Origin of the sequence: Nocardia cyriacigeorgica GUH-2 (assembly GCF_000284035.1) — a bacterium.
Taxonomy (GTDB): Bacteria; Actinomycetota; Actinomycetes; order Mycobacteriales; family Mycobacteriaceae; genus Nocardia; species Nocardia cyriacigeorgica_B.
This window is the reverse complement of record NC_016887.1, coordinates 2,810,857-2,832,167: the sequence shown is the minus strand read 5'-3', so window position 1 is coordinate 2,832,167 and position 21,311 is coordinate 2,810,857. Positions and strand designations below refer to the sequence as shown.

The following is a 21,311-nucleotide window of genomic DNA, read 5'->3' as shown; positions in this document are numbered from 1 at the left end:
CATGCTCGGGGCGGACAGCGCCCCGACACTGGCCACATCTCGGCACGCCGGTAGTCCACCGCCGAGAACCCGGGTAGAACTGCCCACGCCGAGTGTGTCGTCTCCGCTCGGCGCGGGTGCGCTCTACTGCCGCTCGTACACGCTCGCGTCGTCGAGCATGGCTGCCCGCAGCATCGATTCCGGGACGCCCATCGCCTCGATAAGGGTCAGCGCGTCCGGGCGCAACCGGTCGACGAGTTCGTTCACTCCACGGCGCACCGCCTTGCCCCGCTCCACCGACATGAACCGGTGCATGATGAACCAGGACAGGTTCTCTTCCAGGGTCGCGTAGACGAACAGGTCGCAGACCGTTTCCGCCAGCTCACGGGCGTCGGGGTCGTCGATTCCGGAGATGCCCTCGATGAACGCCTCCAGCACGAGCCGGTCGATATGGGCCGAGCCCGCGGCGAGAATGTGGTCCTGGGCGTTGTTGAACGCCTCGAACGGGCTGGTCTCCTCGGCCCGGGCGCGCAGCCGGTGCGCCGCGGTGCGGACCAGATAGTCCTCGCGGTCGGCGAACAATTGCAGCTGCACTGCGCGCTTGGACAGATCGCCCTCGTCGACGGATTCGTCGCCGCGATCGCGCAGGGTCTGGATCAGCTGACGCACCCCCGACCGCTTGCGCACCACATCGCCGGCCATGGTGGCGGCGAAGCGCACCCAGCCCAGCGCGTCCAGATCGCGCACCTCGTCGGAGTAGGCGGTCAGTAGTTCCTTGGCGACCAGCTGGGTCAGCACGACGTTGTCACCTTCGAAGGTGGTGAACACGTCGGTGTCGGCCTTGAGCGTGACGAGGCGGTTCTCGGTGAGGTAGCCGGCGCCGCCGCAGGCCTCGCGGCACTCCTGGATCGCCCGGGTGGCGTGCCGGGTCTGGGCGACCTTGAGGCCGGCGGCCCGCTTCTCCAGCGCGCGCTGGGCACCCGGGTCGAGGTCCTGGCCGGTCTGCACCAGATGCATGCGGCGGACCAGGTCGTTCTGCGCGAAGGCCAGCGCGTAGGAGCGCGCGATGAGCGGCAGCAGCCTGCGCTGATGGTTGCGGTAGTCCAGCAGCAGGATCTCACCGCCGTCGTCGGGATCGCCGAACTGGCGCCGCTTCAGGGCGTACCGGCCGGCGATGCTCAGCGCTACCCGGGCGCCCGCGGCCGCGGCACCGCCCACGCTGACCCGGCCGCGGACCAGGGTGCCGAGGGTGGTGAAGAAGCGGCGGCTCGGGTTCTCGATCTCGGAGCTGTAGGTGCCGTCGGGGGCGACGTCGGCGTAGCGGTTGAGCAGGTTCTCGCGGGGCACGCGCACGTGATCGAAGACGATGCGGCCGTTGTCGACCCCGGGCAGCCCACCCTTGAGACCGCAGTCGGAGGTGGTGACGCCGGGCAGGTCGTTGCCCTGCTCATCCCGGATGGGCACCAGCAGACAGTGCACGCCGTGATTGCCCTCGGCGGTGATGAGTTGCGCGAAAACCGCTGCCATCCGGGCATGTTCGGCCGCACCGCCGATGTAGTCCTTGCGCGCCGACGGGGTCGGGGTGTGCACCACGAATTCCTGGGTCGCCGGATCGTAGGTGGCGGTGGTCTCGAGGTTGGCGACGTCGCTGCCGTGCCCGGATTCGGTCATCGCGAAGCAGCCGAGCAGATCCAGCGAGATCAGTCGCTTGATGAAATCGCGGTGCCGCTCGGTGCCGAGGTTTTCCACCGCCCCGCCGAACAGGCCCCACTGCACACCCGATTTCACCCACAGCGACAGGTCGGTGTAGGCCAGCATCTCCAGCCCGACGACGGCCGCACCCGGCTCGCCGGTACCCCCGTTCTCCCGCCGGAAGCCGCGTTCGGCCAGACCCATTCCGGCCAGCGCCCGCATCTGCTCGAGCACCCGGGCCCGCGCCGCGCGATAGTCGAGTGCGGGATCGCCTGCGAACCGGTCGCCGACCAACTGCTCCCGCGCCTGTTGCCTGACCTCGCCCCACGGTCCGTCCAGGGCTTCACGTAGGTGATCTGCCGTCGATGCGCTGCCGGTAGCCATGACCCGACCATAGCCGTATCCGCGCGCGGCGGGCCGAAAGAACGCGGCGCGAGATGGGTCACCACGCCCGTCTCCGGTCGCCCGCTGCCCGGCCCGACGGCGCCACCTGCCTGCGGTTGCGGGGATCACGATGCGCGGGCCGGGTGCGGGTGACTACCTTCACGGCTATGGCAATCGGCGCGCCCTCGGGAGGAGACACCGGCGAACCACCGGTCGTGGATTTCGCCGCGCGCGGTCCGCGCCGGCGCAGAATCCTGCGACTGCCCGTGGTGACGCAGGCCTTCGGGCGCCTTGTCGGTGACCGTCAGGCCACCGCCGACACCATCGTCGCCGCCCCGACGCCGCTGCAGCCGATCGATCTCACCGACGACGCCAAGGTCGCCGAGGTGCTCGATCTCGCGGTGCGCATGGGTGAGGTGGTGCTCGCCTCCGGAACGTCGGTCAACGACACCACCACGACGGTGCGGTTCATCGCCGCCACCTACGGTCTGGCGCGCTGCGATGTCGATGTCACCTTCGACGCGATCCGCATCTGGGCCGACCGCGGGCGGTCGCTGCCGCCGGCCAGCAGCATGCGCATCGTGCACTACCGCGGGATGGACTTCACCCGGCTGGCCGCGGTCGACCGGCTGACCCGGCGCATCCGCACTCAGGTCGTCGATCCGGAGGACGCGCGCGCCGCCCTCGACGCCATCACCTCCGCGCCACATCCCTATCCGCGGTGGATGGCGACCTTCGGCTGGTCTTTGCTGGCCGCCTCGATCGCGGTGCTGCTCGGTGCCGGCGCGCTGGTGGCGGTGGTCAGTTTCGCCGCCACCGCGGCCATCGACCGGGTCAACCGGGTGCTCAACCGGTATGGGCTGCCGTTCTTCTTCCAGCACATGGTGGGCGGTGCGATCGCCGCCACACCCGCCATCGTGTTGGCGACCCTGGCCGAGCCGCTCGGCATCGATGTCGATCCCACGCTGATCATCGCGGCCGGCATCACGGTACTGCTGAGTGGTCTGCAACTGGTGGGCTCGGTGCAGGACGCGATCACCGGCAGTCCGATCACCGCGGCGGCGCGGATGCTCGAGGTGGTGATGATGACCGGCGGCATCGTCGCCGGGATCGCGCTTGCGCTGCGGGTCGGGCAGATCCTCGGCGCCACGTCACCGCCGCTGGATCTCACGCCCGCCCGGGTCTTCACCGATCTGCCGGTCAAACTGCTCGCCGGCGCGATGGCGGCGCTGGCCTACGCGCTGGCCTGTTATGCCGAGCGCCGGGCGCTGGTCGCGGCGGCGCTCAGCGGCGCGGTGGGCACGGTGGTCTTCCTGCTGGTGCAGCACGCCGGATTCGGGCCGGTGGTCTCCTCCGGCGCCGCGGCCACGATCATCGGCCTCGCCGGTGGTCTGATGGCCCGTCGTGCGCTGACGCCGCCGTTGATCGTCGCGGTCGCCGGCATCACCCCGCTGCTGCCGGGTCTGAGCGTCTACCGCGGCCTCTACGGCACCCTCAACGACGAGCTGCTGATCGGTGCGAATCAGTTGCTGGCCGCGCTCGGTGTGGGTTGCGCGCTGGCCGCGGGAGTCACCCTCGGTGAATGGTTCGACCGCACGGTGGTGCGCCCGCCGGTGCTGCGCCGCTTCGGCAACCTGCGCAGGCCCATCGTGCGGCGCCGGCGCCGGCCCGCCGGACTGCCGCCCTACCTGCGCAAGGAGATCCCGCCGTACCTGCGCAAGCAGAAATGAGCCCGTCGCGGGATCACAGGTGAGCCGGTATCGTCGAAGCGATCGGTCTGCCGCTGTGCGCGCAGGCGACGGCGCCCGGCCTCGTGGCGGTCGCGCCGACGGTTCCAGTGAGGGTGAGGTGGTTTCGGATATGTCGCATGGTCCGGATGTGTCGGAGACCGAGCACGCCGCCGCGGAGCCGGTGCCCTTCTCGGCGCAGATCCGCCGCGCCACCGCCCGTCAGCACGAAGAGGCGGAGAACTCCTCGTTCATCTCCGACATGCTCGGCGGCGAACTCGGTGTCGAGTCCTACCTGCGCTACACCGGCCAGTTGTGGTTCATCTACCGTGCGCTGGAGGGCCGCTGGGACAGCCTGGCCGAGGACCCGATCGCGGGGCCGTTCATCCGTCCCGAGCTGGCCCGCACCGCCGAACTCGAACGCGATCTCGCCCACCTGGCCGGACCGCGGTGGCGCGATGGGCTCGAACCGCTGGCCGCCACCGCCGCCTACGCCGCACGGATCGATGACTGCGCCCGCGAGTGGCCCGGCGGCTATGTGGCCCACCACTACACCCGCTATCTCGGCGATCTGTCCGGTGGGCAGGTCATCCGCGGCACCGCCGAGAAGCTGTGGAATCTGCCGCATCGCGGTGACGGTGTGCGCTTCTACGTCTTCGACGGTGTCGGCAACCCGGCCGCGTTCAAGCGCGAGTACCGGGCGCTGCTGGATCGGATGCCGCTCGACGATCTGGAACGGCGCCGGGTGCTGGACGAGGGCCAGCGGGCCTTCGCGATGAATACCGCCGTGTTCGAGGAACTGGCCGAGGAATTCCCGACGCGTCGTCCGTCCTGATCGGCCGGTTATCTGTCACCCCCGGTTGCATATTCCTTATCTGAAAACTGTTGTAACACACAAAATCCCCCGCGGGCCGTCGTGACCATTCCCACAACGACTTCCCGCCGATCCAGCTTGCTACCGACGGGTAACCCCGATTACTGTTCCGATCAGTCAGGACGAAGGTGTTCCTACTTTCGGCCCGGCGAAATCTTTCGGAGGGTCGAAATCTTTCGATTGTCCGCATTCACCGCTGCATGCCGGACAGCTCTGTGCGACAACGAGTTCGAGCGAACAGCAGGGGTAGGCAATGGTTTCTTTTATCGTGACAGGCGGTACCGGTTTTCTGGGTCGCCGTGTCGTGCAAGGAATTCTGGACAATGAGCCGGATGCCCGGGTGCATGTGCTGGTGCGCGCCGAATCGCTGACGAAGTTCGAGTCGCTGGCCACCCGCTGGCGCGGCAGCGAACGGGTGTACCCACTGGTCGGCGACCTCACCGTAGATGGCCTCGGGCTGACCGAGCCCGCGCCCGCCGCCGATCACATCATCCATCTCGGCGCGGTCTACGACATGACCGCCGACGAGGCCACCGCGCACGCGGCGAATGTGCGTGGCACGAATTCCGTTCTGGCACTGGCGAAACAACTCGGCGCGGTGCTGCATCACGTGTCGTCGGTCGCCGTCGCCGGTGATCATCGCGGCCAGTTCTTCGAGGAGGATTTCGACCTCGGGCAACGGCTCACCTCGCCGTACCATCGCACCAAATTCGCGGCCGAGAAAATGGTGCGCGAATCCGAGGGCGTGCGGTGGCGGGTGTATCGACCGGCGATCGTGGTCGGTGATTCGCGCACCGGCGAAATGGACAAGATCGACGGCCCCTACTACTTCTTCCCCGCCATCGCCGCGCTCGGCGGGCTGCCCGCCGAATTGCCGCTGCCGCTGCCCGATCTCGGCGCGACCAATGTGGTCCCGGTCGACTACGTCGCCGCGGCCATGGTGGAACTGGTGCGCCGGCCGGGCCTGGACGGGCGCACCTTCCACCTGGTGAATCCGTGCCCGCAGCCGTTCGGCGAGATCTACGGCGCGCTCGCGGCCGCGGCCGGCGCCCCCTCGGGTATGGGTCCGCTGCCGGGCAGCCGGCGCGCGTTGAGCGGGCTGGCGCATCTGCCCGGTGTGCCCGCGGTGCGCGATTTCCTGTTGGAGCGGCTGGGAATTCCGGCCGAGGTGGCGCCGCATGTGTCGTTCTCGGCGGAATTCGTCTCCGATTCCACCCGCGCGCTGCTGCGCGGACTGACGGTGCCGGAATTCGACAGCTACGCCGGACGGCTGTGGGACTACTGGCGGGCCAACCTGGACCCGGACCGGCACCGGCCCGCCTCGGGCGAGGAGATCTTCGCCGGTCGCGTCGTGCTCATCACCGGCGCGTCCTCGGGAATCGGGCTGGCCACCGCGCATGCCGTGGCGCGTCGCGGGGCGACGGTGCTGATGGTGGCGCGGGGCCGCACCGAATTGGAGGCGGCGGCCGAGGCAGTGCGTGCCGATGGCGGTGACGCTCATGCCTATTCGTGCGATATCACCGATGGCGAGGCGGTCGACGCGCTGGTCACCACGATTCTCGCCGAGCACGGCGGGGTCGATTACCTGGTGAACAATGCCGGCCGGTCGATTCGCCGCGCGGTGGTCAACTCCACCGATCGGATGCACGATTTCGAACGAACCATGGCGGTCAACTACTTCGGCGCCGTGCGGTTGATCCTGGCGCTGCTGCCGTCGATGCGCGAGCGCCGCTTCGGGCATATCGTCAATATCTCCTCGATCGCGGTGCAGACGAAGGTGCCGCGTTTTGCCGCCTATGTCGCCAGCAAGTCGGCGCTGGACAACTTCAGTGAGATCGCGGCGGTGGAGAATCGCGACGCGGGCATCACCTTCACCTCGGTGCGGATGCCGCTGGTGCGCACGCCGATGATCGCGCCGACCGATCTGTACCGTTCGCTGCCGGTGCCCGATCCGGCGCAGGCGGCCGACATCGTGGTGCGCGCGCTCGTCGATCGGCCGGACCGGATCGACACCCCGGTCGGCACCTTCGCGCAGGCGGTGGAGCTGCTGATGCCGTCGGTCAAGCGCACCATCATGCATCAGGGGTACCGGATCTTCGGCGAGTCCAAGGCGGCTGTGGGGGCGGCGCCGCGGCCGGAAGGTCCCGGCGCGGCGACCGCCGATCAGCTCGCCGAACGGCCGCGTAGCCCGTTGACGGTCTTGTCGCCGGTCCTGCTGCCGCTCATGGCATTGCCGGGTCCGGCGGCACGAGTGGCGCGGGTGGTGCCCGGCCTGCACTGGTAACCGGCTGCTCAGAGCATGTAGGCGGCGAAGTCGGCTGCCGCGGCGATGGTGTCGCGGTAGCCGACGTGCGCGTCCGGGTTCGTCGCGCCGAGTTCACAGATCGGATCGCCCGGGGCGCAATAGCTTCGGGTCCGGCCGGCGTACATGTCCGCGATCGACCACGCGTTGAGGCGCAGCGGATCGCCGAACAGCAGCACCGCGGCGACGCGCGGGGCCAGCACCGGCGGCAGCTGACGCAGGCCCGGCATCATCGCCATCACGCCGGTGCCCAGCGCGCCGTGCACCACCAGCGCGCCTTGTGAGTAACCGCTGACGATATAGCGCTGACCAGGGCATTGCGCGGATCGCTCGACGAGGTGGTCGACCAGATCGCTGGTGCCGCGGCTCAACGACGCGGGATCGAGCAGGTCCGCGGGATACCGCACCGCGTACGCCCCGACACTCAGCGGTACGGCCGCGGTCACCGCCGCGTACAGCGGATCACCGACCACCGCACCGAGATACCCCGGCTCATGTGTGCCGCGGGCAACCACCATTTCGACCGCGGCACAGGAATCCGCGCGTGCGGCGGAACTCCCGTATCCGAGACCGAGTGCGAGCATTAATGCCGCGAATACTACTGATGCATAACGGATATTCGCCCGTCCCCATTGACCGGCCATTACGATCACCGCCGTTCACACCCGAAAGTGCCTGCCGGGACGACGGTGTCGGCTACACCTGCCCGGCTGTATCCGCGAAGGTACGAACGGGGCGGTAGCGGGTCAAGCCGAATGAGCCAACCGATATCGACTCAAGGCCCAACCGTGTCCTGCCATTTCACGGGACGAGCACCGCCGCGGCGCGGGGCGGCCGGTCGTGCTGAATTCCAGCGGCCCGCTCTCTATCGGCACAGGCGCAGGCACCCGCTGGCGGTACTCGTCTGGTGCCTGCTGTCTCCATCGCGCGCCCCGTGGTCGACGACGTGCGGTGCGGACGTTCTGGAACGCAGACTACTTCGCGGAGACGACCGACTGCCGGTTCAGAACCGCGCCGCGAGCAGATCCGTCGCTTCCCGCGCCAGGCCCATGAGCATGCGGGCCTGACTGCTGATGTCGGTCGCGGACCGATCGGCGCCTACCCGGGTACTCAGCGACAACGCCGCCACCGCCACACCGCGCCGGCGCACCGGGACCGCGACACAACCGATACCCGGCACCGATTCCTCGTTGTCGACCGCGACACCCTGACGGTGCCGGATCCGGGTGAGTTCGCGGTGCAGTTCGACGCGGTCGCCGATGGTGCGCGCGGTCAGCTGCGGCAGCCGGTCGCGGAACGAGGCGTCGACCACGCTCGGCTCCAGCGCGGCCAGCATGGCCTTGCCGAGGGCGGTGCTGTGCGCGGGCATCCGGCCGCCCAGGCGCGTCGGCACGCTCGGCGTGTTGCGGCCGCTCACCTTGTCCAGGTAGAGGACCTCGCGGCCGTCCAGCACACCGAGGTGCCCGACGAGGTCGAGGTCGCTGCGCCGGCACAGATCGTGCAGCAGTGGACTCACCGCGTCGCGGATCTCGTTGTGCCCCGCGGCCAATCCGCCCAGTTCGAGCACCCGCAGCCCCAAGCGGTAGCCGCCCGGGGCGTGGGCGAGCCAGCGCAGCCGGATCATCTGATCGAGGATGCGGTGCACGGTGGAGCGCGGCAGGCCGGTGCGTTCGACCAGCTGGTGCAGGGTCAGCGTCGGGGTCGCGCCGTCGAAGGCGTCCAGGATGAGCGTCATCCGCTCGATCATCGAGACCGGAGGCTCGGGGCGTGGCGCCGGATCCCGACCGGCCTGCAACGCACCGGGACCGGGGTGAGTCGGCACCTCGACCGTCAAGATCAAACCTCCATCGTGCAGCGGATACAGCTTAGAAGCGGCACGTGGCCGGGCAGCATCGATTCGGGCGGTCGAGACCACGATCACATACCGGTTGGTCTCGGTATGAAGAGTCGCTGTCAGTTGGGCAGCAGCGGGGTGACGAGCCGGCTACACAGCCACCGGCCGTCGACCAGCTCCATCCGGGTGGACATCGTGATCTGCTCGGTTTCCTCCGGTTTGCCCGGCGGCGAGTTGACCTGGGTGAGCAGCACATCGACGTCGGCGACGGTGTCGGCCTCGCTCATGGTGGCGGTGCATTCGGCGTCGGTGGCGCGGGTGCGGACCGGGTCGGAGGCGACCAGCATGCCGACCATCGGCAGTACGCCCTGGGCCTGGGTTCCCCATTCGCCGGTGGCGCCGTCGTAGACGCGTTGCTCCCAGCCGTCGGGGTCGTCGTAGTCGTAGGTGGCCATGAGCTTGCTGTATTCGCAGGCGGCGTGTTCCGCGGCGGCCTGTGCGCCGGCGGGCGGGGTGGGTGGAATGGGTTGCTGCCCATCGTTGCCGCGCAACAGCACCGCGGCGACGGCGGCCCCGGTGAAGACCGCGACGGCGGCGAGGGCGGCGGCCAGTGGTTTACGCACCTTGCGCGTGCGCGAGGCCGGCGCTGGATTCGGCGTGGTATGCCGGACCGGGGCGGTACTCGGAGCAGCGGGCGACGAGGGCATCGTCGGTCCGGTGACGTGGTGTACCGGGTTGCGCGGGGCGGCCAAAGCCCGGCGGGCAGCGGCCGCCAGTTCACCGCAGCTGCCGTATCTTTCGTCGCGGTTCTTCGCCATGGCGCGGGCGATGACGTCGTCGAAGGCCGGCGGCACGGCCGGGTTGTGCAGGCTCGGGCGCGGCACCGGTGCGTTGAGATGGGCGGCGATGAGCTGGCCGGTGCCGGCGGCGGGAAAGGGCAGTTCACCGGTGAGCATGTAGTAGAGGGTGCAGCCGAGAGCGTAGACGTCGGCGCGGTGGTCGATATCGGCGCGCAACTCGAACTGCTCCGGCGCGGCGTAGTGGAAGCTGGCGTACAGCTCACCGGTGCGGGTCAGTCCGTCGGCATTGTCGAGGGCCTTCGCGATTCCGAAATCGGTCAGGTAGACCTGCCGTTGCGGACCCCATTCCAGCAGGATGTTGGCGGGCTTGACATCTCGGTGCAACACACCGGACCGGTGCGCGTGATCGAGGGCCTTCGCCGTTTCCTCGGTGATCCGCACCGCGTCGGCGGGCCGGATGGGACCCTCCCGCAGCGCCGTCGCCACATCGGTGCCCTCGACGTACTGGATCGCCATCCAGAGCCGATCCTGCTCCTGCCCCCGCGCGTACACCGCGACGATATTCGGATGCGCCAGCCGCGCGGCGGTATCGGCCTCCCGCAGAAACCGCGCCCGCACCTCCCCGTCGTCGCCGATCACCGGACTCAGCAGCTTCAACGCCACCATCCGGGGCAGATCCCGGTCATGAGCCAAATACACCTGGCCCATGCCGCCCTCCCCGAGCAGCCGTTCGACCCGATAACCGGCGAACTCCTGCCCCACCGCCAGCCGTCGCTCCACCCGAAGTCCCTCCACGAAAAACTGGGCCTACCTTAGCGGATGGGTGGGGCGGTTCGAGCGCCGTGATTTCTCCCGGCATCCCGTCCGTCCGGCTGCCGCCGCCTCCGGGCGGAGCTGCCGTCGCATCGAGCCGGGCCGGGAAGCCGGCTGCCACCTTCGTCGGTCAGGGGCAGGTGGCGGTGGCGACGAGGTAGCCCTTGGGTTCGCGCCAGCATCGGCCGGGGTCGGCGGCGAACCATGCGTGGATATCGTTGGCTACGGCGGCGCGCAGGCTGTCTCGCTCGGGGTGATCCGGGGCGAACCCGCAGAGGGTGAACAGGGACTCCGCGAAACGGATCAGTGGTTCGGGTTCCGGGAAGACCAGTTCGTTGTCGACGCGGTGGCGGGTGCCGGTGTCGCCGAACACGTCGTGCAGCAGTGCGGGCAGCGTCTCGGTGTGGACGTCGACGATGGTGCCTTCCGCCGGGCCGGCCCCGTGCCTGGCGAGAAGGTCCATGAGAGACCGGTACGGGCGTGGATGATTCGCCACCACCGCGACGACGCCGCCCGGTCTGGTGATGCGCCGGAACTCGGCGAGGGCGGCCAGCGGTTGCGGCACATGGTGCAGCAGATGACGTGCGGTGAGCACATCGAAGGCGTTGGCGGCGAAGGGAAGTCGCCGGGCATCCGCGCGCACCCCGTGGCAGCCAGGCACGGCTGCCGCGGCGACTGCCATGGGCGTGGCGATATCGGAGCCGACCAGCTGCCCGGTGTGACCGCTCGCGGCGAGTTCGGCCAGGAACCGGCCGTCACCACAGCCGATATCGGCGAGGTCTTCGGTGCCGTTGAGCGCCAGGGCGGACAGCACGTCGGCGATGGGGTCGTCGCGGCGCGCCGAGTACCGCGCGTGGGTCTCGATGCGGGTGCGCAGGCCACTGGGGTCGGCGTACTCGCGGGCGACGTCGGAGGACATCGTCAGAGGCCGGGCCAGCCGTAGGCGGCGGAGCCGGGCGCAATGCCCGCCAGCCGGGGTGGGGCGGCAGGCTCGGCCGGCGCTTGGGATTGCGGGGTCTGGGTGCGGGCGGCGTCGGCGATGGTGCGACGGAAGGCGTCCATGTCCATCCAGCGGATCTGCTGGACCAGTTCTTCGAGGTGGTCAGGGGGCAGGTAACCGGCCTGCGAGTACACCAGCAGGCCTTCGCGGAACCCCATCAGCCAGGGGTAGCTGTCGACCTGGGCGGCGGCGACCAGGGCGGGTTCGGCTTCGCCGTCGACGGTGGCGTGCACGATATCGGGATGGGTTTCGGCGGAGGAGCCGTAGACCGGCGCGAAGCGGGTGCACCAGCCACACCAGGATGCCCAGAACTCCACCAGCACGATGTGGTTGCTCGCGATGACCTGGTCGAAGGTCTGCTGGGTCAGCGCTCTCGTCGGCATCTGTGTTCCTCCCGGCGACCGGCTCCCGACCCGAATCGCTCATCGCGTGCAACCGACCTCGAATCCTCGCACAGAACTCGATCGTACGCGCGGCGGTGTGCGCCTCCGCTGTCCGTCGAGAGCTACATGAGCGTGCGGGCTTCTCGGCGTTTGCCTCGCTCATGTAGCACTCGGTTGCTCACCGATGAATTCCGGCGCGTCGCCCGGTCCTATCCCTGAGTGGCCGGGGTGCGCAGCCGTGCCGACACGACGAACAGGAGCCGACGATGACCGAAGCCGACGTCCGGGCGGTGATTGCCGAGCAGCGGCGATACCTGACCGAGGTGCTGGGCGGGCTGGACGAAGCGGGCTGGGACTCGCCGACGTTGTGCGAGGGGTGGCGGGTGCGTGAAGTCGTCGCCCACATCACCATGCCCTACCGTCTGTCGCTGCCCGGTTTCGTGCTCGGCATGATCAAGGCGCGCGGCAATTTCAACCGCATGTCCGACCGCAGCGCCCGCGCTGACGCCGCACGATTGACCTCGTCGCAGCTGCTCACCTGCCTGCACGACAACGTGAATCATCCGTGGAAGCCGCCGGGTGGTGGGTTCGTGGGCGCGCTCAGCCACGACGTCATCCACGGTCTCGACATCACCGTCGGGCTCGGCCTCGACGATGTGCTGCCCGAGCATCGGATCCGGCCGGTCCTGGAATCGGTGCAGCCGAAGCAGGTGAAGTATTTCGGCGTCGACCTCACCGGTGTCCAGCTGCGTGCCGACGATCTCGACTGGACCTACGGCACAGGCACTCCACTCACGGGACGCGCCCAGGACCTGCTGCTCGTCCTGTGCGGCCGCACCCTCCCGGCCGGCCATCTACACGGGCCGGCCGCCGACCGGTTCAGCGCTGTCGGATAGTCCAGTTCCGGCGTCCGGCGCGGCCGGAAATTCATCCCACGCATCCGCGGCCCGCGCGGTACAGTCCCCCGGTGGCATGGATCGCACCCGAGATCGATCGGATCGAGACGTTGTCCGTGGCCGGCGAACGGCCGATGTTGCAGTCGTGGCTGGACTACCACCGCCAGACCCTGCTGCTGAAATGCGCGGGCCTCGACGCCGCCCAACTAGCCCAACGCTGCGTCGCTCCCTCCACGATGTCGCTGCACGGCCTGATCCGCCACCTCACCGAAAACGAACGCGGCTGGTTCCGCATCACCGCCGCCGGCGAATCCCTCGACTACCTCTACTGCTCCGAAGACAACCCCGACGGCGATTTCGACGACGTCCCCACCGCCGACCCGGCCACCGACCTGGCCACCTACCACCGCGAACGAGCCCTCGCCGACGCCGCTGTCGCCGCCCTCCCCCTCGACCACCGCTGCCCCCACCCGGTAACCGGCACCGAATACACCCTCCGCTGGATCTACCTGCACATGATCGAGGAGTACGCCCGCCACAACGGCCACGCCGACTTCCTCCGCGAACGCATCGACGGGCGGACGGGAGAGTAGCCGAGGTCCCCTACTCGGGTCGAAACACGCGAACGCTGGGCGGTGCGGTGGTCGCGGGCGACCATCGCACCGCCCAGGGCATCAGACCGTCGTCGGAACGTCCGTGTTCGCGGCGCTCATGACCGCCGCCATCGTCGCGGCCAGCACGGAATCGCTGCGTCCGCAGGACCAACCGGTTCGGCCGTTGATCCGGTACTCGAGGTAGGTGATTGCCGGGCTGGCATTTCCAGTGGTGAGGGACTGTTGGTGCAGGGCCAGGACCTCGACCGGGCGGCCGATGGCTGCGAGCGCGGAGGTCAGGGCGTCGATCGGGCCGATGTCGCGGTGGTCGGAGGTGTGGGTGCGGCCGTCGGCGGTGAGGGTGATTGTGGTGGTTGATTCATCGGCCTGCCAGTGGTCAAGGCTCACGGCATCGGCGCCGGAACCCATGTACACCTGCTCGAACAGGTCGCGCAGTTCGGCCGCGGTGATTTCCGCGCCGGTTCCGTCGGTGTGTTGCTGCACGTGGCGGGCGAAGTCGATCTGCAGGCGGCGGGGCAGGTCCATGCCGTATTCGGTGTGCAGCAGGTAGGCGATGCCGCCTTTGCCGGATTGGGAATTCACTCGGATCACCGCGTCGTAGCTGCGGCCGAGGTCGGCGGGGTCGATGGGCAGGTACGGAACCTGCCAGTCGATGTCGCGTTCGGGGCGGCCGGTGGCGGCGGCGCGGGCGCGGTGTTCGGCGAAGCCCTTCTTGATGGCGTCCTGGTGAGTACCCGAGAACGCGGTGTGGACCAGGTCGCCGACGTAGGGGTGGCGTTCGGGGATGGGCAGGCGGGTGCAGTATTCGACGGTGCGGCGGATCTCGTCGATATCGGAGAAGTCGATCATCGGATCCACGCCCTGGGCATGCAGATTCAGCGCGAGGGTGGCGATGTCGACGTTGCCGGTGCGTTCGCCGTTACCGAACACGCAGCCCTCCACTCGCTGCGCACCGGCCAGAACCGCGAGTTCGGCGCAGGCGACGCCGGTGCCTCGGTCGTTGTGCGGATGCACCGACAGGATGACGCTGTCACGCCGAGCCAGCGTGCGGTGCATGTATTCGATCTGGTCGGCGTACACGTTCGGCGTCGCCACCTCCACCGTGGCGGGCAGGTTCAGGATCACCGGGCGTTGCGGCGTCGCGTCCCACAGGTCGGTCATCGCATCGCAGATATCGCGGACGTAGCCCGGCTCGGTCAGGTTGAATACCTCCGGGGAGAACTCGAAACGCACGTTCGGCAGATCGCCGGCCAGTTCGAGCACGTCGCGGCCGCCGGCCAGGATCAATTCGCGCAGTTCACGAGTCGTCTTGCCCAGCACGACGTCCCGCCACACCGGCGCGGTCGCGGTGTACATGTGGATGACGACCTCGTTGCGCAGCCCACGCACCGACGCGACGGTTCGTTCGATCAGATCCCGCCGCGCCGGCGTGAACACCACGATCGTGACGTCGTCCGGTGCGATATCGGAATCCGCCAGCAGCCGCACGAAGTCGAAATCGGTCTGCGAGGCGGAGGGGTAGCCGACCTCGATCTCCTTGTAGCCCATGGCGACCAGCAGTTCGAAGAATCGGCGTTTACGTTCGGGGTCCATGGGCTCGGCCAGTGCCTGATTGCCGTCACGCAGGTCGACCGGCACCCACAGCGGCGCCTGGGCAATCCGCGCAGAGGGCCAATCACGATGCGCAAGTGGCACTTCCACGCGCTCGTAAACATTGCGGTAGCGGTGCGAGCGCATCTGCGATTGCCGCTGACGATTCCAGGCGGGCGCCTGCGGCGGGACCGTGCCCGCGGGAGTGTCGATGGTGGGGAATGCACGCGATGTCATGGGTCTGCTTCCTGGCCGGACGGCCGTCACGAATGAGGTGACCGGCCGACGGCGAAACCCCACGGCGGGGCGGCCGATCGGTCAGGCCCCGCCGTGGCGGTCGAGGAGCAGGCGGTGCGCGAGCATGTCCTAGACTATACACAACTCCTCAGACAAGTAGATAGGTCATGCGATGGACAGCCAGGTACGGCGGCATCCACTGGCCGAGCAGGCGGCCGAACTGCTGCTCGCGCGGATTCGTGGTGGCGAATGGCCCTTGGGGCATCGACTGCCCGGCGAGACCACCTTGGCCGCGCAGCTGGGCGTGGGCCGCTCGACGGTGCGCGAGGCGATCCGCGAATTGGCGGGCAAGGGTGTGCTGGCCAGCCGTCAAGGTGCGGGGGTGTTCGTGACCGCGCTCGACGTCAGCGAGGAGTGGGATATCGTGCTGCGGCGCGCCACCATCGCGTCGGTGATCGAGGCGCGCATCGCCATCGAAGCCGAGGCGGCGGCCCTGGCCGCACACCGGCGCACTCCCGCCGACCTACGGGCGATCCGGCGCGCGCTGGCCGCCCGCAGCGTCGAAGGCCAGACGATCGCCGAACACGTCGACGCCGATATGGAATTCCACCGCGCGGTCCTGGTCGCCGCGCACAACGACATCCTGGTGCAGCTCTTCGACGCGTTCCTGCCGCGCCTGCGCCTGGCGATGATCGACATGCTCGAGATCCGCCCGGTCCCCTCCGAGCGCGCCGATCACGCCGCCCATGAACAGCTCGCCGACGCCATCGCGGCCCGAAACTCCACGGCGGCAGCAGAATTCAGCCGCACCCACCTCACCGCCCTGAAGGAGGCCTTCTCGTGACCGCACCGGTGCTCGACCTGACCGAGGTGACCTTCCGACGCGAGGGCAAACAGATCCTCGACGGCATCTCCCTCACCGTACGGGCCGGCGAACACTGGGCGCTACTGGGACCCAACGGTGCGGGCAAGAGCACTCTGCTCGGATTGTGCGGCGCCGTCACCCACCCCACGTCCGGGACGGTCCGGGTGCTGGGCGAGCAGCTGGGCCGCGTGGAATTGCAGCGGCTGCGCCGATCCATCGGACATGTGAACCCGCGCCATCCCCTGCGCTATCCGCTGACGATCCGCGAGGTCGTGCTCACCGGACTCACCGGCACCATCGACACCCCGATGCGCTGGAGCCCGTCGGCCGACGACCTGGCCCGCGCGCACGCCATGATCGACACCGTCGGCCTGTCCGGCAAATCCGACGAAGTGTGGCCAACCCTGTCGCAGGGCGAACGCGGCCGCACCTTGATCGCCCGCGCCCTCATCGCCGAACCGCGCCTACTGCTGCTCGACGAGCCGTCCACCGGCCTCGACGTCGCCGCCCGCGAACAACTCCTGGAAACCATCGACGCCCTCGACCGCACCCACCCGGACGTGGCGTCGATCCTGGTCACCCACCATCTCGAAGAACTGCCGAGCACCACCACCCACGCCCTGCTCATCGCCGCCGGCCGCACAGTAGCCTGCGGACCCGCCGACACCACCATCACCACCGACACCATCTCCACGACCTTCGCCCACCCGGTCGAGGTCTACCGCACCCACAACCGCTGGACCGCCCGCTCCCCCATCACCGCCGCTGCCGGGACATAGGTGCCCATCGACCAGGTAACTACCTGCGCCGCAACAGGATTCCCCGGATGAACGCCGCCTGGCCGGAGTGCTGGATGTCGTCGTCGATGACGCTGATCAATCGCACGCCGAGCGTCACCGGTGGATCCCAGCGCGTATCGACCACCCGCGGCAGGTCGGCATCGGTGAGGCCGGATACGTAGTCGATGGTCTGGGCGTGCACCGCGTCGTGGTAGCCGAGTAGCAAGTCCGCCGGCACGTCTGCGAATGCGTCGACGTCGGTGGCGCTGTGCCCGTATCCGGTGTCACCGTCATCGAAGGGCAGCCCGAACCTGTCCGCCCAGCCTTCGCGTGTCCACACCTGCTCGGTGCCCGCCACATCGGCGATGTGGTCGTCCTGCACCCGGGTCAGGTGCCACACCAGCCACGCGATCGAGTTGGCCTCGGCGTCCAGCCGAGTTCCCAGCTCGGCCCCGGTCAACCCGTCGACCGCCCGGTGCACGTTCTCCTGGATCCGTCCGAATCCGTCGATCAACAACTCAGCACTGGTCATAGGATCTCCAAGCTCTCCGCGTCGGCACCTATTCCCGCCGGCGATAGGTCCGGCACGCCGGGCCGGCATCCACCGGCCCGGCGGCGGCGATCAGTTCATCGAATACCGCGCACCCTCGGCCGCGGCCGCGACGGGTTCGGCACCCAGACGCACCGGCAGGTGGGTGAGCCCCCGGATCAGCAGACTCTTACGCCAGGTCAGATCGCCGAACTCGGCGTCGAGCGACATGGCCGGGATGCGGTCGAGCAGCCGGGTGAGGGCGATCGTGGCTTCCATGCGGGCGAGGGCGGCGCCCAGGCAGTAGTGGATGCCGTGCCCGAACGCGATATGACGATGGTCGGTGCGGGTGGGGTCGACGCGGTCGGGGTCGGTGAACAGGCGGGGGTCGCGGTCGGCGGCGGCGAGGGAGATCATGATGAACTCGCCGGCGTCGATGTCCTGTCCGCCCAGCGTGATCGGCGCCGTGGTGTAGCGCGCGGTGGCCAGATGCACCGGGCCCTGACAGCGCAGTACTTCGTCGAGGAATCCCGGCACGGCATCCGGATCGTGGCGCAGCCGTTCGGCGATGGCCGGGTCGCGCAGCAACTCGAGCACGGCGTTGCCGATCAGGTTGACCGTGGTTTCGTGGCCTGCGGCCAGCAGCAGGAACAGCATGGCGATCAGTTCCTGCTGATCGAGCCGGTCGTCGTCGTCCTTGGCGACGATCAGCTCCGACAGCAGATCCTCGCGCGGATCATCGGTGCGGGTGGCGATCAGCTCGGTGAGGTAGGTGAAGAAGCTGATCCCGGCGGTGGTGCGGTCTTCGATGGGGGCCGAATCGTTCACCAGAACGGCTGTCCAGGAACGGAAGTCGTCCTTGTCGTCGTCGGGCACGCCGAGCAGCTCGCAGATCACCGCGATCGGCAGCGGGAAGGCGTAGCTGTCGAGCAGATCGACGGCCTCGCGTCCGGCCATCTCGTCGAGCAAGGTGTCGGCGAGTTCGGTGATGCGCGGGCCGAGCCCGCGAATGGCGCGACCGGCGAAGGCTTTCGACACCAGCTTGCGCAACCGGGTGTGCTGCGGCGGGTCCGAGAAGAGCATGTTGTCGTTGATCGCGGCATTGAACATCTCGGCGGCACCGTGCTTGGCGAGGACCGCTTGGCCTTCCGGCGACCCGATTCGCTTACTGATGCTCGGTTCGACGAAGGCCTGCTTGGCGACCTCGTAGTCGACGACCAGCCAGCCCACCACCCCGTCCAGCCGGATGCGATGGATGGGCCCGCGCTCGCGCAGCGTCCGGTAGACGGCGTGCGGGTCCTGATAGAACTCGTCGGTCAACTCGAGAATCTGGTGCGCGGCCGTCACGAACGACCACCGTCCCGCGCTGCCGCGTCCGGCCATGAATCCAGGGAGTGCACGTGCCACAGTCCTTTCCACGTTCGAACAGTTCTGACGTGTGCCCGGCGCAGTCCCGAACCGGGGTCGGCGCACGGTCACGTGGAACTTGCCGACGGACGGTGTGGCGCGACGTGCTCTCGATCAGGTCTGCGACGGTGCGTGGTCGAGCAGTGTCGATCGGTGTGACGAGGAAAAGCCCGGCGCTGCGACCGGATAGGGCCGACGGCGCGACGATCATCCGCCGCGGCCGCTTTTCCGGGTGACATCATTGCACGGCCGCACGGACCGGTTTCAGCGGATCGGTGAAAGTGAACCGGACACCCTGGATTCGGCGGTGTGGTCCTCAGTCGGCCGCGGCTTCGGCTTCGGCCCGTTCCTTCAACGTCCGCAATTGTTTGCGCATCATGATCACGTCGCCCAGGGCCAGCAGCCTGCCCACCAGCCGTGGTCCACCGAAGCGAACCCGGGCGACCAGCCGGGTGCCCGCGCCCTCGGGCCGCACCGCGTAGGTCACGCAGATATCGCCGGCCCGCAACGTCACATGCCTGCCCAGCGCGAACGATTCCAGATCGAACTGCCCCATGAAGCGCTGCCCGACCGCGAGTTCGGTCAGCTGCGGATCACGCACCCGCGGACTGGATTTCCAGCGATTGCCGAGGCGATAGCTGTAGGTGGCCACCCGCATCTGGCACAGCCAGGCGAAGACCACGGCCGGTGGGGCGGCGATGCTGATGGCGCGGTCGGCGGTCAGCGCGTCGGGTTCGACCGCATCGCACGGCAGCGGCGCGTCGCATTCGGCTTCGGTGGCGCCCCACACCAATCCGGCGTTCATGCCGCCGCCACGATGCGGGCGAGCATCCGGCGCACCACCAGTTTGTGGCCGCCGGTGCCGATCACCAGCGCCCGGTAGATCGAACCGCCCACGCCCGGGAATTCGGCGCGCGTGATCGCCCGCACGACGGTGTGTCGCGGGCCGTCGTCGTCGAGTTCGAAGGTGAGGCTGTAGCGGGAGAAGGGATGGTGGCCGGCCAGGGCGAGACGACGCGGCGGATCGGCTTCCTCCAGCGCGAAGCCGCCGGGCACGGTCGACGGATCGGCCGGATCCTTACAGACAACTTTCAGCAATGCTTTCCAGGTCCGGTCGCGGTTCGCGTCGACCGATCTGGCATGCTCATCGATATAGGGCAATCGCTCCATATGGAAGGAACGTACTAGTACATGGCTCCGCCCCGCAAGCACGACACCGATGTGATCCTCGACGCAGCCCGCACCCTGGTCCTGGCCGAGGGACCGCGCGCGGCGAGTGTGGCCGCCATCGCCGAGGCCAGCGGCGCGCCGGTCGGCACGCTCTATCACCGTTTCGGCAACCGCAACGGCGTGCTGAGCGCGGCATGGATCCGGGCGCTGGAACGGTTTCAGGACCGAGTGAAGGCCGCCGCCGCGGACCCCGACCCGGTCGAGGCCGGCGCCGCGATGGTGCGCGCGTCGCTCGGATTCGGACGTGACCTGCCCGAGGACGCCCGGCTGCTGCTCAGCCTGCGGCCCAGCGATCTGCTCGACGGCGGCCCGGACGAGGAGTTCGGCACGCGGCTGGCCGGGATGAACGCCCCGCTGATCGAGCATCTGCGGCGCATCGCCGAAGGCTTGTTCGGGCGAGCCGGTGAGCGCGAGACCGATGCCGTCGCCCGCGCGATCGTCGACCTGCCCTATGCCGCATTGCGCAGGCACGCGTATGCCGACCGCCTCCCGGAGTGGCTCGAGCACGACGTCACCGCCGCCGCCCGCACCCTGCTCGAGTCCTATCGCGGTGCCTGAACCGCCCGCCCCGGTCATCGAGCATTCCCCGGGCTACCGATAACGTGTTCTCATGACCGAAGACCTGGCCGGCACTGCACTGCCCGACGCCGAGCATCACGAGGGCGGTTTCCGGCCGATGTCGGAGCTGATCGACGCCGCCAAGAACGCCGACATCACCCGCGGTGGTCCGCATTACGGCGCGTTCATCGAGGAAGTCCGCAAGCTGATGGACCGCGTGCGGCTGTCGTGCCCCTCCGACGAGCTCGCCGTCGAAACGATCGGGGTCCTCAAGGAGCTCAATGACCGGCTGGACGCGGCCGTCGTCGACGAGTGGTCGGCCCCCACCTGGACCAGGGCGGACCTGCCGGCGCGCGGCAACATCACCATTCCGCCGTATGTGATCGACAAGGCGAGCAAGGACGGCGTCGAGGCCAGGATCACCTTCCGCACCTTCCACCTCGGCGGAAACGCGGCCGCGCACGGCGGTCAGATCGTGGTCGGATTCGACGACCTGCTGGGTATGGCGGCGGCACTGTACGCGGGCGGGGTCACGCGGACGGCGTCGCTGACCGTCGACTACCGCTCGATCACCCCGCTCAACAAGGAACTCACCTTGCGCACGTGGGCCGAGCGCCGTGACGGCCGCAAGGTGTACGTGCGAGCGACGCTGCACGACGGCGAGCGGCTGTGCGCGGAGGCCAACGGGCTGTTCATCGTGCTCAAGCCCGGCCAGCCCTGAGCACACCTAGCGCAGTCGTCACCGAGGTGGGGCCGCCGACTTCGACCGGATGATCCGCGAGGCCGTCCTAGCCCATATCCAGACGCCCCGATGCCGG

Annotated in this window: 20 protein-coding genes; 9 read left to right on the top strand and 11 right to left on the bottom strand. The window is 68.8% G+C overall.

Annotated elements, in window-relative coordinates:
- Positions 1 to 123 precede the first annotated feature (123 nt).
- Entirely contained in the window at positions 124 to 2,055 is a 1,932-nt protein-coding gene (locus NOCYR_RS12760) for an acyl-CoA dehydrogenase (RefSeq protein WP_048833312.1), read from the bottom strand.
- Positions 2,056 to 2,222: 167 nt separating this feature from the next.
- On the opposite strand from NOCYR_RS12760, the gene NOCYR_RS12755 reads away from it, so the two are divergent.
- From NOCYR_RS12755 to NOCYR_RS12745, 3 genes are all read left to right on the top strand, one after another.
- Positions 2,223 to 3,785 (top strand): threonine/serine ThrE exporter family protein, encoded by a 1,563-nt coding sequence (locus NOCYR_RS12755; RefSeq protein WP_081505390.1) that lies wholly within the window; start codon positions 2,223 to 2,225, stop codon positions 3,783 to 3,785.
- A 130-nt stretch (positions 3,786 to 3,915) separates the two neighbouring features.
- Entirely contained in the window at positions 3,916 to 4,617 is a 702-nt protein-coding gene (locus NOCYR_RS12750; RefSeq protein WP_014350786.1) for a heme oxygenase (biliverdin-producing), read from the top strand.
- A gap of 292 nt (positions 4,618 to 4,909) precedes the next feature.
- On the top strand, positions 4,910 to 6,940 hold the full coding sequence (locus tag NOCYR_RS12745; RefSeq protein ID WP_048833311.1) for an SDR family oxidoreductase: 2,031 nt from the start codon (positions 4,910 to 4,912) through the stop codon (positions 6,938 to 6,940).
- Positions 6,941 to 6,948: 8 nt separating this feature from the next.
- Here NOCYR_RS12745 and NOCYR_RS12740 read toward each other — a convergent pair whose 3' ends face one another.
- The 5 genes from NOCYR_RS12740 to NOCYR_RS12720 form a co-directional block, all read right to left on the bottom strand.
- Positions 6,949 to 7,602 carry a cutinase family protein gene (locus NOCYR_RS12740; RefSeq protein ID WP_148280614.1) on the bottom strand — a complete coding sequence of 218 codons (654 nt, stop codon included), beginning with the start codon at positions 7,600 to 7,602 and terminating at the stop codon, positions 6,949 to 6,951.
- A 359-nt stretch (positions 7,603 to 7,961) separates the two neighbouring features.
- A complete protein-coding gene (locus NOCYR_RS12735; RefSeq protein WP_014350783.1) occupies positions 7,962 to 8,792 on the bottom strand; it encodes an IclR family transcriptional regulator in 831 nt (276 codons plus the stop codon).
- A 119-nt stretch (positions 8,793 to 8,911) separates the two neighbouring features.
- Positions 8,912 to 10,372, bottom strand: coding sequence for a serine/threonine-protein kinase (locus NOCYR_RS12730; protein ID WP_014350782.1), 1,461 nt, complete (start codon positions 10,370 to 10,372; stop codon positions 8,912 to 8,914).
- Positions 10,373 to 10,535: 163 nt separating this feature from the next.
- Complete coding sequence (locus tag NOCYR_RS12725; RefSeq protein ID WP_014350781.1) at positions 10,536 to 11,324, bottom strand: class I SAM-dependent methyltransferase; 789 nt, start codon at positions 11,322 to 11,324, stop codon at positions 10,536 to 10,538.
- Positions 11,325 to 11,326: 2 nt separating this feature from the next.
- Complete coding sequence (locus NOCYR_RS12720; RefSeq protein ID WP_014350780.1) at positions 11,327 to 11,788, bottom strand: thioredoxin family protein; 462 nt, start codon at positions 11,786 to 11,788, stop codon at positions 11,327 to 11,329.
- A gap of 266 nt (positions 11,789 to 12,054) precedes the next feature.
- On the opposite strand from NOCYR_RS12720, the gene NOCYR_RS12715 reads away from it, so the two are divergent.
- Positions 12,055 to 12,684, top strand: coding sequence for a maleylpyruvate isomerase family mycothiol-dependent enzyme (locus NOCYR_RS12715; RefSeq protein WP_014350779.1), 630 nt, complete (start codon positions 12,055 to 12,057; stop codon positions 12,682 to 12,684).
- A gap of 71 nt (positions 12,685 to 12,755) precedes the next feature.
- Positions 12,756 to 13,277, top strand: coding sequence for a DinB family protein (locus tag NOCYR_RS12710; RefSeq protein WP_014350778.1), 522 nt, complete (start codon positions 12,756 to 12,758; stop codon positions 13,275 to 13,277).
- Positions 13,278 to 13,358: 81 nt separating this feature from the next.
- Here the strand turns inward: NOCYR_RS12710 and NOCYR_RS12705 are convergent, their stop codons facing one another.
- Positions 13,359 to 15,125 (bottom strand): 2-isopropylmalate synthase, encoded by a 1,767-nt coding sequence (locus NOCYR_RS12705; RefSeq protein ID WP_014350777.1) that lies wholly within the window; start codon positions 15,123 to 15,125, stop codon positions 13,359 to 13,361.
- A 172-nt stretch (positions 15,126 to 15,297) separates the two neighbouring features.
- Between NOCYR_RS12705 and NOCYR_RS12700 the strand changes: the two genes are divergently transcribed.
- Together NOCYR_RS12700 and NOCYR_RS12695 are read left to right on the top strand one after the other, a co-directional pair.
- Positions 15,298 to 15,969, top strand: coding sequence for a FadR/GntR family transcriptional regulator (locus NOCYR_RS12700; protein WP_014350776.1), 672 nt, complete (start codon positions 15,298 to 15,300; stop codon positions 15,967 to 15,969).
- Positions 15,966 to 16,769 (top strand): ABC transporter ATP-binding protein, encoded by an 804-nt coding sequence (locus NOCYR_RS12695; RefSeq protein WP_014350775.1) that lies wholly within the window; start codon positions 15,966 to 15,968, stop codon positions 16,767 to 16,769. Before NOCYR_RS12700 ends, NOCYR_RS12695 begins: the two co-directional genes overlap by 4 nt.
- A gap of 19 nt (positions 16,770 to 16,788) precedes the next feature.
- On the opposite strand, the gene NOCYR_RS12690 is transcribed toward NOCYR_RS12695, so the two are convergent.
- The 4 genes from NOCYR_RS12690 to NOCYR_RS12675 all read right to left on the bottom strand — a co-directional run bounded on the left by NOCYR_RS12690 (position 16,789) and on the right by NOCYR_RS12675 (position 19,875).
- A complete protein-coding gene (locus NOCYR_RS12690; RefSeq protein ID WP_014350774.1) occupies positions 16,789 to 17,301 on the bottom strand; it encodes a mycothiol transferase in 513 nt (170 codons plus the stop codon).
- A gap of 90 nt (positions 17,302 to 17,391) precedes the next feature.
- Positions 17,392 to 18,705, bottom strand: a complete 1,314-nt coding sequence (locus NOCYR_RS12685) for a cytochrome P450 family protein (protein WP_218582852.1) — start codon at positions 18,703 to 18,705, stop codon at positions 17,392 to 17,394.
- A gap of 316 nt (positions 18,706 to 19,021) precedes the next feature.
- The gene (locus NOCYR_RS12680; RefSeq protein ID WP_014350772.1) at positions 19,022 to 19,510 is read right to left on the bottom strand and encodes a hypothetical protein; all 489 of its coding nucleotides are present in this window, start codon (positions 19,508 to 19,510) and stop codon (positions 19,022 to 19,024) included.
- On the bottom strand, positions 19,507 to 19,875 hold the full coding sequence (locus tag NOCYR_RS12675; protein WP_048833310.1) for a hypothetical protein: 369 nt from the start codon (positions 19,873 to 19,875) through the stop codon (positions 19,507 to 19,509). Before NOCYR_RS12675 ends, NOCYR_RS12680 begins: the two co-directional genes overlap by 4 nt.
- A 21-nt stretch (positions 19,876 to 19,896) precedes the next feature.
- On the opposite strand from NOCYR_RS12675, the gene NOCYR_RS12670 reads away from it, so the two are divergent.
- Positions 19,897 to 20,493, top strand: a complete 597-nt coding sequence (locus tag NOCYR_RS12670; RefSeq protein ID WP_014350770.1) for a TetR/AcrR family transcriptional regulator — start codon at positions 19,897 to 19,899, stop codon at positions 20,491 to 20,493.
- A gap of 52 nt (positions 20,494 to 20,545) precedes the next feature.
- A complete protein-coding gene (locus tag NOCYR_RS12665; protein ID WP_014350769.1) occupies positions 20,546 to 21,214 on the top strand; it encodes a PaaI family thioesterase in 669 nt (222 codons plus the stop codon).
- Positions 21,215 to 21,311 lie beyond the last annotated feature (97 nt).